The sequence below is a fragment of the Lentilactobacillus sp. Marseille-Q4993 genome, assembly GCF_951230165.1.
In the GTDB taxonomy this organism is placed as follows: domain Bacteria; phylum Bacillota; class Bacilli; order Lactobacillales; family Lactobacillaceae; genus Lentilactobacillus.
In genome coordinates this window covers 110,068-122,975 of record NZ_CATNVB010000003.1, presented here as the reverse complement: position 1 = coordinate 122,975, position 12,908 = coordinate 110,068, and the positions used below count along the sequence as shown (strand labels likewise).

10 protein-coding genes are annotated in these 12,908 nt (G+C 39.3%); 5 read left to right on the top strand and 5 right to left on the bottom strand.

Annotated elements, in window-relative coordinates; genetic code table 11:
- Window positions 1–27 precede the first annotated feature (27 nt).
- Window positions 28–969 (top strand): 3-hydroxyacyl-CoA dehydrogenase family protein, encoded by a 942-nt coding sequence (locus QOW94_RS02250; RefSeq protein ID WP_349630345.1) that lies wholly within the window; start codon window positions 28–30, stop codon window positions 967–969.
- An 80-nt stretch (window positions 970–1,049) separates the two neighbouring features.
- Window positions 1,050–1,808, top strand: a complete 759-nt coding sequence (gene aroD / locus QOW94_RS02245) for a type I 3-dehydroquinate dehydratase (RefSeq protein ID WP_283678495.1) — start codon at window positions 1,050–1,052, stop codon at window positions 1,806–1,808.
- A 17-nt stretch (window positions 1,809–1,825) separates the two neighbouring features.
- Here aroD and QOW94_RS02240 read toward each other — a convergent pair whose 3' ends face one another.
- From QOW94_RS02240 to QOW94_RS02225, 4 genes are all read right to left on the bottom strand, one after another.
- Complete coding sequence (locus QOW94_RS02240) at window positions 1,826–2,785, bottom strand: AraC family transcriptional regulator (RefSeq protein ID WP_283678494.1); 960 nt, start codon at window positions 2,783–2,785, stop codon at window positions 1,826–1,828.
- 70 nt (window positions 2,786–2,855) lie between these two features.
- Window positions 2,856–3,032, bottom strand: coding sequence for a hypothetical protein (locus QOW94_RS02235; protein WP_283678492.1), 177 nt, complete (start codon window positions 3,030–3,032; stop codon window positions 2,856–2,858).
- A 74-nt stretch (window positions 3,033–3,106) separates the two neighbouring features.
- Window positions 3,107–4,504 (bottom strand): MFS transporter, encoded by a 1,398-nt coding sequence (locus QOW94_RS02230; RefSeq protein WP_283678491.1) that lies wholly within the window; start codon window positions 4,502–4,504, stop codon window positions 3,107–3,109.
- Window positions 4,504–5,790 (bottom strand): glycoside hydrolase family 27 protein, encoded by a 1,287-nt coding sequence (locus QOW94_RS02225; RefSeq protein WP_283678490.1) that lies wholly within the window; start codon window positions 5,788–5,790, stop codon window positions 4,504–4,506. The genes QOW94_RS02230 and QOW94_RS02225 overlap by 1 nt, the downstream gene beginning before the upstream one ends.
- Before the next feature lie 721 nt (window positions 5,791–6,511).
- Between QOW94_RS02225 and QOW94_RS02220 the strand changes: the two genes are divergently transcribed.
- The 3 genes from QOW94_RS02220 to QOW94_RS02210 all read left to right on the top strand — a co-directional run bounded on the left by QOW94_RS02220 (window position 6,512) and on the right by QOW94_RS02210 (window position 11,998).
- Window positions 6,512–8,911 carry a DUF5776 domain-containing protein gene (locus QOW94_RS02220; protein ID WP_283678489.1) on the top strand — a complete coding sequence of 800 codons (2,400 nt, stop codon included), beginning with the start codon at window positions 6,512–6,514 and terminating at the stop codon, window positions 8,909–8,911.
- Window positions 8,912–9,225: 314 nt separating this feature from the next.
- Window positions 9,226–11,349, top strand: a complete 2,124-nt coding sequence (locus tag QOW94_RS02215; RefSeq protein ID WP_283678487.1) for an alpha-galactosidase — start codon at window positions 9,226–9,228, stop codon at window positions 11,347–11,349.
- 205 nt (window positions 11,350–11,554) lie between these two features.
- On the top strand, window positions 11,555–11,998 hold the full coding sequence (locus QOW94_RS02210) for a hypothetical protein (RefSeq protein WP_283678485.1): 444 nt from the start codon (window positions 11,555–11,557) through the stop codon (window positions 11,996–11,998).
- Between the two features lie 43 nt (window positions 11,999–12,041).
- On the opposite strand, the gene QOW94_RS02205 is transcribed toward QOW94_RS02210, so the two are convergent.
- Window positions 12,042–12,848: a hypothetical protein gene (locus tag QOW94_RS02205; RefSeq protein WP_283678484.1), complete on the bottom strand. Its 807-nt coding sequence runs from the start codon at window positions 12,846–12,848 to the stop codon at window positions 12,042–12,044.
- Window positions 12,849–12,908 lie beyond the last annotated feature (60 nt).

Below are 12,908 nucleotides of genomic sequence, written 5' to 3'. Positions count from 1 at the left end.
CTAGAAATTAAAAACGGGGGCCAAACTATGAAGATATCTGATGTGAAAACCGTAGCTAATATTGGGGCAGGAACGATGGGACACGCAATTGCCCTCCAGTTTGCAATTCATGGATACAACGTCAACTTATTAGATAACAATGACGCTGCGATCGAGCGGGGAATTAAACTGATAGATGAGGATTTAAAGACGTTTGTCGAAAACGGAATCGTCGATAATAAGGATGTTGATGATGTTTTAGATAGAATCGACGCGACGACGGATTATGAAACTGCTCTTACCGATGCTGACTTTGTGATTGAGTCAATCGTTGAAGATATCGATGTTAAGAAACAAGTTTGGCAGCGAGTGGAAAAATTTGTGGGGGATGAAGTGGTTCTTGCTACCAATACTTCAGGCCTAAGTCCGACAGAAATTGCCTCTGTTTTGAAGAACCCACAGCGGTTCGTCGTTGCTCATTTTTGGAATCCTGCTCAGTTGATGCCTTTAGTTGAGGTAGTTCCTGGTGAAAAAACGAATCAAACGACGGTGGACTTTACCACTGAATTGATTACTGAGATTGGTAAACACGCAGTGCCATTGAAGAAGGAGTCGCTTGGATTTGTTGGTAATCGAATTCAATTGGCCGTACTTCGAGAAGCCTTGAGCATCGTTGAGAAGGGAATCGCCACGCCTGAAGCGGTGGACGATATTGTAAAGTACAGTTTGGGTCGCCGGTGGAGTATCCTAGGCCCAATCATTAGTGCGGACCTTGGTGGCTTGGACGTGTTTGATAATATTTCCAAGTATCTTTACGCAGATTTGGCCAACGAAACTGGTGAGGATCAGGCATTAAAACAGAAAGTGTTGGCTGATGAGAAGGGGCGTAAGTCAGGTAAGGGCTTCTATGATTGGCAGGGTGATGAGGCGGAAAGAATTGTGAGTGAGCGGGATAGGTTACTGCTAAAGATGTTAAAAGAAGATAACTAACAAGTTGCCAATTTAGTTTGAACCCGTCAGCCCAAAAGGGGATAATAACAGCAACTACAACTCAGAAACGAGGAACGCTAATGAACATAGTCAAGATTGGTGCCACAACTTTAGGCACTGACCAACCTAAAATCGCGGTCCCGATTATTGGAACTACTGAAACAGAGATAATCTCTGCTGCCAAGAAGATTGTTTTAGCTAAACCAGATTTAGTTGAGTGGCGAATTGATTATTTTAGCCAAGTGACTGATAATGCTATGTTATCCGAGATTGGAAACAAACTGAAAGATATCCTTGAAGGATTACCGTTGCTAGTCACATTTCGGACTAAAAGTGAAGGTGGTAATCTTTCACTGGCAGAAAATCAATATATTCAGTTATGCAAACAAGTCTGTGAAGGTGATTATGCAGATGCTGTTGATGTTGAATTAAACCATGATTCTGAACAGATTGAGCGACTGGTTGATTACATACATCAAAATAAAAAAGTCGTGATTATGAGCAACCACGACTTTAAATCAACTCCAGACGAAACAGAGATCATTATCCGTTTGACCGCAATGCAAAATATCGGAGCCGATGTGTTGAAAATTGCTGTGATGCCAAATTCAGCGGCCGATGTTCTTACCTTGATGACGGCAACTAGTAAGGCAAGTACCTCTTTGCAGCAGCCGATTGTTTCGATGGCGATGGGAGATTTAGGTAAAGTAACGCGAATCAGTGGTCAGTTGATCGGATCTAGCATGACGTTCGCGACGGTGGGAGAGGTGTCAGCGCCGGGGCAGATGGGAGTGGAAAATGTTCGATTAGCAATGCAGTTACTACAGAATTTTAATTAAATAAAAAAGGTAGCCAATTAGCTACCTTTTTTCGTTTCATCATCTTTAAATCGGTCATCGTAATCGACACCTTCTTTGGTAATTGGAACTTCCGGGTCGAAGATACTGCTATCTAGGAATTTCTTACTGTAAGCACGCCGATATTCAGATGGAGTAAGGTTTAGTTGAGACTTAAAGTTCTTCATGAACCGTTTTTCATCTGGATAAAAAGACATGCTAGCTATTTGCTTAATCGGCAGGTTTGTTCTAAGAAGTAGTTCTTTTGCCGAATCAAGTTTAAGTGAATTGATGTATTGAATAACTGTCATATTAGTGTAGTTTTTGAATAATCTAACCAAATAATGGGGGTTAAGTTCAAATTCCTCAGCGACGTCATTTACTCTCAATTTCTCACTTAGGTTTGCCCTTATCCACTCCTTGATTCCGTCAATACGGGCCTCAACTTCCGAAATTGGTGCGTCCACGATTGATTTATAGTAATCTTCAGAAAGTTGAATTAGTAATGCTGATAACAAGAAATCAACTGAAAGTGAGGTAAAGTAATTGTTTTTTGCCACATCTAATACTTGGTTTGCGAGAATGATCACCTTATCAATTGCATTGATTTTGTACTTAATTGGTAATGCTGCTTGGTTCTTAGAGAAGAGCTGCTCGATTCCTGTTTTTGTATTTGGCACCTCTTGGATTGAAATGCCATCGGGCTTTGTAAAAAAGTGAAACCAGTAATACTGGGTATTAGCAGGGGACTCTTTGTAACCCTTGAGATGGTGAAATGGTGGTAAAGCAAAGCATTCGCCCTCATGTAGTTCGAAGTATGAGTTATCTACTTGGAGGTATGCTGTCCCGTGAACCATAACAATTATTTCAAAGTTACCGTCATGGTACATGTGCTTATGCTGCCAGTGTTCACCCGCAGTAAACCTTCCAGATGAAATATGAAGAACTGGTTCGCTTATATCAAGGCACGTGAATTTCAAAGTGAGTTCCTCCTTAGTGAAACTATGCACTACCATTCTTTCATATACTTAGAGTGATAACAACAAAAAGTTAGCTTAGACTTTTGAGAGTTGGATTAGAAATGGTTTTTGTGGTTGTGATTTGTGGAGCAGAACTGTTATGTGATTTTTTTATCGAGTTAAAACCTATAAAGAGGGCGTCAACCAAGATAATAATAATAATCATTACCCAAAAATTAACGACATGTTTCTTTTTATCATTACTCATTTTAATTTCTCCTTTAGTTTGGATAGACAACGAAAAGCAAGCGAATGGCTTGCTTTTCAAAGTATTGAATTATATTAAACCCGAGTAGTTTTTGATAATTCTGAAGTGATTTGACCTTCCATGTTTTCGTACTTCTGGCATAGGATTGCTGGGATGATAGCAATACCGTACATAAGGATGGTTACCCAGTTGAATGAAATTGAGATACCAGTTAATGCATGAGCAGTTTGGGCGTGATCAGCCACGTAACCGAATGATGACATAATTCCACCATTAAGGGCACCGGCTAAACCTTGTCCCATTGACATACAGAATGCAGAACCAATGGTAGTAAGAAGACCGGCAGCATTGACACCACTCTTCCATTCACCATAGTCAACAGCTGAGCCAAGCATTGCAAATGGCATTGAAACTGCGATACCTGATCCGATGTTAGCAAGTAACCAACCAGCGGTTGCCCCTGCAACACTCATTCCGGAGAACATAATAATGAATTGACCAAGAACTGCAAGTGCAAGTCCACTAGCCCAGATATGACTCTTTGAGAAGTACTTGTTAAGTAAAGGAATTGAGATAACACCGAGAACTTGAATAATTGAAATTGAGTTGAAGAATGTAACTAATCCTTTGTTGTGGAAGTTATAAGTAAAGTAGTAAACAAGTGATTGTTGACGACCTTGTTGAGCAACCCAGAATAAGAGGTTACCACCAACGATAAGGAACCAAGGCCAGTTTTTATTCATTGCGTGAACACTTTGTTTCAATGTAACTCGTTCGTCATTGTTTGAGATAACTCTTTCCCGAACGTGTCCAAATGAGAATAAGGTACCAATAACATTTAATGCAGCAAAGATAACGATAAAGATTCTAAAACCAACTGAATCGTTTCCGTGACCGAAAAATGCAACTAATGGGAGAGTTAATGAGTTAACAAGGAACACACCAAGGTTAGAACCAACCATCCGCCATGAGTTGAGGACGACCCGTTCGCCTGGTTTTGTACTAATCAATGAAAGAATAGTGGTGATGGGGGCGTTGATACCTAAGTAAAGAATACCGTAGATCATGTAAACAACCGCACAGTAGATAACTTTTGCGTTTGCACTTAAACCTGGATTCCAGAATAATAGAATACCACTTGCTGCGTATGGAATAGCTAACCAAAGGAAGAAAGGACGGGCCTTTCCGTATTTAGAATGTGTCATATCCATAATTGTTCCCCAAGCTGGTGCACTGATGGCATCAAGAACCCGGGCAATTAAAAGGATAATACCAGTTGCTGATGCTGAAATCATAGCAACATCAGTAAAGAAATACATTAAGTAACTGTTAACAACGGTTGCGACTAACTGACCAGCAAAATCAAGGTTTGCGTAACTTAGGCGTTCAAGGACACCAACCTTACCTTTCGATGATCCAGCTGGGAAGCTAGCAGTAGGTTCTGATTGATTATTATAAGCTTCAGCTTTCATTACTTCTCACTCTTTTCTGTTTTGATAAGATAAACGTCATGTGAATCGATTGAAATTGTGTCGTTATTTGATAATGAAACGGACTTGTTTGCCCAAATATCAGTTCCAGATAGAGGGACGTTAAGATTTTGGAGTTCGTCGGCACTTAGTTGAAGTTGACCATCAGAGATGTTAAAAATAGCTGTGTAATGGTTTGAATCGTTTTCTGCTTGCCAAACGATCTTGTTTTCATCACGATATGATTGGAATTTATCAGTGATAGTATCATCCATTTCCAACAAATCTTTATTTGTTAGCAAGCTCTTTGTCCAATCATCTAAATCTGTAAGTTCACCACCCATAATTAATGGGGAGCGCATAATCGTCCACAATGACATCATTGTTTTTTGTTCAGCTTTAGTAAATCTAGTTTGGCGGTTTCCACCAGGGCCATCAACTGAACGGATACCAATGTGACCTAATGGCAACATATCACAGTCTGGCCAGTTACCTGGTCTTGAGATTGGAGCCCATTTTTCTGCACGGTCAAACATATTTAGTAGTAATGACCACTCGTCCCAAAAATCATCGGTGATCCGCCACATGTTGGCGTTGGTTTGTAAGAATGCACGATTTTCAACTGGGGCAGGACCTGGTGAAAGTGAAAGAACCATGCTACGGCCGGTCTTATCAATAGCCTTCCGAAGTGCTTCTACTTCCTTTTTATGAGTTCCGTTGTAGAGGACGGAATTTGCGATATCGTCGCACTTGATGAAGTCAACTCCCCATGATGCGTAAAGTTCCATCAGTGAGTCATAGTAAAGCTGACCTTCTGGCATATCAACGTTAACCCCGTACATATCTGAGTTCCAAGGACAGATGTTATTTAGAGCAATGTCTCTAGCAGTTTTGTCAGTTCCCTTAATCGGACGGTTTTCATGAACGGCCTGGCGTGGAATTCCTCTCATAATGTGGATTCCAAACTTTAGCCCTAAGTTATGAAGATAGTCACCTAATTCTTTGAAACCGTTTCCGTTTTTTGCCGATGGAAAACGACCTGGATCTGGTAACAATCGTGAATATTCATCCATAACTAATGGATAAAAATCATGATATGTTGATGAATCAGCTGATGGTTCGTACCATTGAATATCGACCGTTAGATACTCCCAACCATATTGTTTTAAATTTTTTGCCATGTAGTCGGCGTTTTGCTTGATTTCATCTTCTCGAACCGATGCGCCATAACCGTCCCAACTGTTCCAACCTTTTGGTGGGACAGTTGCGAACGTTCTAAACTTTTGCATTTTGCATTTCCTCCAATTCAACATTTGATGTGGATAACTTCACATCAGAATTGCGCTACGTAGCATCTATCTCTTGTATACGCTTACATTATAAGCGGTGAATATTTTCAATTAAATGCCCCTTTTTATACAATGGGTGTCTTTTTGTACACATAGCAGTAACTTTAGGTGCCATTTTTTCACATTGAGGTAAAATTGCATGTTCTTGCTGAATAATTTTACTAGTTGGTTGCTTGCAAATAGTGTAGTTGAGCGATTGGTGTTGAAAGTGAGGTTAAGTAGTTAACTTTGGAGTTGGTGATTGAGAGAATAATATGATGAAAACTAATATGAGGATTTTTCTTTATATAATGAAAGAAAATAGTAAAATTGGTGAATTATAATTACTAATTGAAATTTGGACAACGCTTGGTGTAATCACAATGTTACGTAGAAGGATCGATTCCAAACGGATAAATTTTAGAGAAGCAAAATATAAAATTGTTAGCTTGTCATGTAAATAATCAGTTACAAAAAGATGCCTATTTTCATTTATTTGTTACTTTTTACCACCAAATATGTAAAAACACATATTGAAACCGCTTTCTCCAACGAATAATATAATGCCTGTGCACATTACCAAAAGAGATTACGTGATCCTTCTAATTATTAAAGTCAAATTCAATAATTGGAAAACTTACCTGCAGTTTTTTTCTAGCACATAATTCTATGAGGTGATATTTTGAGTTTGAGAAGAAGTTTTTACTATCTTGCTACAACGGCAGGAGCAGCCCTGTTAGGTTTGGGATTATCCGGTGAATCGGTTATGGCGGATAGAGTGGACCAGACGATTGACGTTGATTCAACACAAACAATTAGGCCGGCTGAACACGTTTCATCGGGAGGGTTGGTTGCGTTAAAAGATGCATCAACTCCAAACGCTGACTTAGTGTCTGCACTTCATCCACGAATGTTTACTCAAGTGGTCGATGGCGGAAAACAGATTTCAAATGGCCAAGCAGGCCCAGGCGGCTACTTTTCTGATGTGGCGCCAACTGCCCATAAGGTTGGAGCTAAAGTTGAGATTCGTCTAGCGGATTATCTTTCTGGATGGCCATATAAGTTTACTGGGATGGATGACTGGTTAAGCATGGTTGACAAGACAATGCAAGCTACAAAAAAATCTCAGTATAAAGATGATATTTATGGCTACGAGATTTTAAATGAACCCGATGGTAGTTACGAATCATTTAATGAGTCAGGTGGTCGGAATGGCCATGGTAGTTGGGGTAGCTTTTATGACCTTTGGGATAAGACAGTTCAGCACATCAAACAGGTTGATCCAGATGCCAAAATAGTTGGACCAAGTACTTACAAATGGGACAGCGCTTGGATGAAAAACTTCTTGGAACATTGTAAAAACGCTGACGTTAAGGTTAACGGCAAAAAAATCAGTGTAATGCCAGATTATATTAGCTGGCACATTGGTAAAGCCGGTAAGGATGTTGAAAGTAACTCGGAACAACTAACAAAAATTGAAAAAGAGTTAGGAATTTCGACAGATATTAAACTTAATATCAACGAGTACGGCGAAAGACAGGAGCTTGGAGTTCCTGGATTGATGGTTCACTATATGCAATCATTTGAAAATATTCCAAACTTGGACACCGCTAACATGTCTTATTGGTTCAATTATGGTCGGTTAAATAATTTGTTGACTGATCAGCAGAAACCAAATGGTGGTTACTGGTTGTACAAATGGTATGGCGATATGACTGGCAATATGGTGAAAACAAGTACTGATAGTAATCCAAGTGCTGACCTAGCAAGTGTTGCAAACACTGACAACAATGGTAATACTAATGTTCTGTTTGGTGGTAAGAGCGGTGATACGACAATCAATGTTAGTGGTTTGAAGGCTGATAAGTACACCAACAATACTGCCAAAGTAACCGTTTCAAAGACTCCTTGGTATGGTGTCGATACTGCAGTTGACTCGCCAAAGGTTGTTGAACAGGGAACTGTTCCGGTCAAAGATGGGAAAATCTCCGTTCCTGTTAATGACATTGATGCCACTTCAGGTTATCAATTGCAAGTAACCCCAAGTGATTCTAAGAACGAAAAAACTAACTTGACGGTAACCCAAGCCACTGATAAGGATCCAATCAGAGTAGAAGCTGAAAATAGCCAATTTGTTGGTAAAGAAGTTTTTAAATCTCAAGGAAGCTATGCATCGGCAGACTATTATGCTAACCATATAAACAAGGTTGGTGATGGAGTCACTACCAAGATTTATGCTCCTAAATCTGGGGAATACAAGTTAGAAATTGGATACGGCGGTGGCCAAGCCTCAGTTGCAGAAATGACACTGAACGGTAAAAAGCTTCAGGATGCATCATTTGAAAAATCAAATAATGGAATTGCGGCCACAACTGCACCGGTTGGTAACCGAAAAGTTCTTCAGTATGGAACGGTGTCACTAAAGAAGGGTGAAAATACGTTATCAACTATATATAAGTCAGGAAGTTTGCAGCTTGACTACTTTAATTTCACCCCAGTAGATCAAAGTACTTCTTCTTCGACTAACTCAAATAATTCATCAAGTTCAAGCTCATCAAGTACTAGTTCGATAAGCAGTTCAGTAACGTCCTCAACCAGTTCATCCTCGTCCGCTTCGTCGTCAAGTAGTTCATCATCTAGCAATTCAGCTAAGAAAATTACTAATAAGATGACTAAAGCAATTTACGCTAAACGAGGAATCTACGAATACAAGTCAACTTCATTCAAGAAAAGCAATCGCGTTGCTAGGGTTGCCAAGAATAAGGTCTTGAAAGTTAAGGCACTGGTTACTGAAAATGGCGTTGCTCGTTATCAATTGACAAATGGTAAGTACGTAACTGCTAATAGTAAGTACGTAAGAAATGCAAACTATCGGGCTAAGCATTCAGTAATTTATGTTAAGTCAGCCAAGGGTATTAACGAGTACAACAAGGTTAGCTTAACTAACAAAATTAAGCACCTCAAGAAGGGTACCAAGCTTCATGTCAAGAAGATCGTATTGAATAAATACACTTCGCGGTTTGAATTAACCAACGGTAACTTTGTAACCGGAAATTCAAAATTAATTTCAATTAATAGGTAGTTGAGATTAAGGTATCAATTTTTAGTATTCAAGGGTAACATAGAGCAATCTTTTTTGCTGAACCAATTAAATATTCTCCTAAACTAATTAACTTAATCAAAAGGGTCAAGAAACCTTCTCCAGTTTCTTGACCCTTTGCTTTACAAAGAAAGTTCAGTATCATAGTGAGAAAAGACCACCAATTCTATATTTAATAGTTACAAAAAGGCACTATTAATGCTAAAAATGATATTTAACCACCTTGTGGAATCGCTTACAATTATTTATATAATGAACCAATGAAAATCATGAATGACACGGAGGAATTTTAATAGATGAAAGTACTTGATGATCAGAAAACATCAATCAATGTTCAAACTGATTCAGCTGAACTAGGATTTGAAGTGATTGATAATAGAATTATTCTAACAAAGCTTAATTCAAATGACCTAAGTGATGCCGATGAAGAGTTGAAAAAGCATTTTCAGATTACTGAAGTTCAGGTTACGGGTCGTAATTTCCATCATAAGGGAGTCAGCTTTGTAGATTCAAATCCCGGTCGTGATATGAAGTTCGAAGACTATGAAGTTACTGATAATGAACTAGGCAAATTAGTGACAATTGAGCAGGTTGATGAAGAGAATAGCCTAAAGACTACAAATTACTACCAACTGTTTAATGAATCCACGGTTATTAGAAGTTGGGTTCGTGTTGAAAATATTGGTAACCAGGATTTGGGGATTGAATACGTATCTTCGTTTGCCCTAAGTGGGATTAATCAATTTAAAGACATTGAAGGCAACTATTCTGAAGATAATGAAGTTTCTATCCCTAATAACGATTGGACAGCAGAGGCTCAGTGGAAAACGATGACCTTAAAGGACGCTGGCCTTGATTACTGGGCTGATGGTGAGAAGAATCAAGCATCAACCAAACGGATCAGTGTTACCAATAATTCATCATGGTCATGTTCTGAATATTCACCAAATGGTATTTTGCATAACACTAAGACCAATCAGACCGCCGTATGGCAAATTGAAAATAATGGTGCTTGGCACTATGAACTGACTGATATTGGTCGCGGAAATCTATTGGCAATCCGACTTTCTGGCCCTGAAGAATATGATAATAACTGGTGGAAGAATCTTAAGCCAGGGGAGTCATTTACCACTGTTCAAGTAGCTTTCGGACAACTAGTTGGTGACTTTGAAGATGCATTAGGTGAAATGACAAAGTATCGTCGTTTGATTAGACGTCAAAATGAGGATAATGACAAGTTGCCAGTCATCTTCAATGATTATATGAACGGTCTGGCTGGAGATCCAACAACCGATAAGGAGATTCCACTGATTGACGCAGCTCATAAGGTTGGCTGTGAATACTTTGTTATTGATTGTGGTTGGTACGCTCCCGGATACTGGTGGGATAGTGTTGGTGAGTGGCAACCTTCTAAGGAACGCTTCCCAGATGGAATTGAAAAGTTGATTCAGTACATTCGTGATAAGGGGATGACCCCTGGACTTTGGCTTGAAATCGAAGTTGTTGGTATCAAGTCACCACTTGCTGATAAGTTACCAGATGACTGGTTCTTTACTCGTCACGGCAAACGAGTAATTGATTGTGATCGTTATCACCTTGATTTCACTAATCCTGAAGTAAGAAAGTTTGCTGATGAAGTTGTGGACCGATTAGTTAAGCAATATGGCGTTGGCTATATTAAGATGGATTACAACATTACGACTGGAATTGGGACTGAATTGAACGCTGATAGTTTTGGTGATGGTCTGTTGAACCATAACCGTGCCTACTTGAAGTGGTTAGACGATGTTTTCAAACGTTACCCTGAATTGGTAATTGAAAATTGTGGTAGTGGTGGAATGCGTCATGACTACGCAATGCTCCAACGCCACAGTATTCAATCAATGACTGATCAAACTGATTATGTACGGAATGGAAACATTGCTGCTGTTGGTGCATCAGTTGTAACCCCAGAGCAATGTGCAATTTGGTCATATCCACTTCAAGATGGTGATGATGAGGAAGTAATCTTCAATATGATCAACGCAATGCTACTAAGAATTCACCAGAGTGGCTATCTTAACAAGGTTAAAGGTCACCGACTGGAATTGGTTGCTGAAGGAATCAAGGCTTATAAGTCTTATCGAAATATCATTCCTGAAAGTTTGCCAATTTGGCCAGAAGGGCTGAGCCAACTGGATGATGGCTGGTATAGCTATGGTTTGAAGCATCAAAAAGATGTTTACTTAGCAGTTTGGCGCGGTGATGAAGAAAGCTCTAAGCATACAATTTCACTTGAGAAATATGGTAAAGTTGCTAAACTTGAACAGGTTTATCCTCAAGCGGATAACAATAGTAGGTTTGAGTTTAAAGATAGCCAGCTGAATGTTGTCTTTGATAAGCCAAAGATGGCACGGCTATACCACGTAACATTTGAATAAAAGAATAACTGCGGAATTTCCGCAGTTCATATCGCCTTTCTCAGGTCGCTCCTGATAAAGACGCAAAAAGTTCTCTACTAATCAACTAATCTCCTACTGGCGTGTGGCCGGCGGGAGTTTTTTTGTTAAGTGAATAATTGTAAAAAGGTAATTATGTTAAATCATAAGTGGTATCATTTAATCATATTCTATTTGGAGGCTCATCATGACATTACATAAAGCACTATTACACACTGGACTTGCATTGGCAGCGTTAGGAACAATTGGGGTTGCTAGTTCTGCCAAAGCATCGGCAAAGGCTACTACTTTAAACTACATGCCTAAGCAATTGAGAGGTAATTGGATTCATCGTCAAGACAGCAAATATGCTTATGGTTTCAGTTTATCAAAGCACAAGTTTAGATATGTTGACTTCAGTAAGAAGAATAAACTAATTGGAATCGATCAAGACGGAATTGGAAAAAATATGTTCGTTAAGAAGCTGAACAACAAAGGCCTTTACGAAATTGGGGTTAAAGAAGGCACTTTCTACGGTTGGGAAGTTAAGGTTGTTAAACATCATGGTAGAAAAGCGATTGCGGCTGAATCAATTATGATTGGCCACCCAACGAAGCATTTTAAGGTATCGGGTTATTATTATAAGCATTAGAATTAGTCAAAAAGCATCCGAAATTTTTTCGGATGCTTTTTCCTTACCACTTAGCGTTATCATCGTTCTGTTTTCTCATAAACCAACCATCATCAAATCCAACATCGTACTCACTACTTGAGTAGCCACCGCCACCACCACGATGGGGATGGTTACTCTGATAATTGCCGTAGATGAGCCAAATGATGATAATCAAAATTATTACAGACCACAGAAATATATCATTTGAATCGGGGCCACCACCGTCGAGAACGGCCGAGTTTAAATGCTTACTCATAAATCTCGTGTATTGGTTAGCAACTTTAGTAACGTTACTACCACTGATATCATCATTATCCACCAGTGTCGTCATGATAATGTCTCGTAGGTCACCCATCACAGTACTGCAATTTTCTGACATGGAAACTGCAACGGCAGGCTTTTGTTTAGGAGAAACGAAGATAATATTTATTTTATAGCTAAGCAGATCAAAGTCTGACATAGTAGCGTCGTTTGCAGTATTCTTGTTGTACCCGACATGATTAGCAATCACTGATTGTGTAGCATTGTAAGCTCGATATGAAAATGTTGTTTGCCGATTCTTAGGATAGTAGACGGGGTCGTTCGAGTTGTCATATCCCTTAAACTTCTCATTCGACGTCACCACCCAAATCTGCTGCGGGTGCTTTAGTTTAGCTAGTTTGGCATTATCATCCATGATTTGCTGTTTTTGGGCATCAGATAAGATACCCATTTCGTCATCGATGACCGGTTGCGGATGAAATTGATTTGCTGAAACTTGCTGTGGAATTAATATCAGAAAGGCAAGAGCCAAAATCGTCCTTGTTATTAATTTACGTAGTCGGTTCATTGCGTTCCCCCCGAACGTTATGTATGTACTTAAATATTTAGCATACCTTTAGGCTTATGG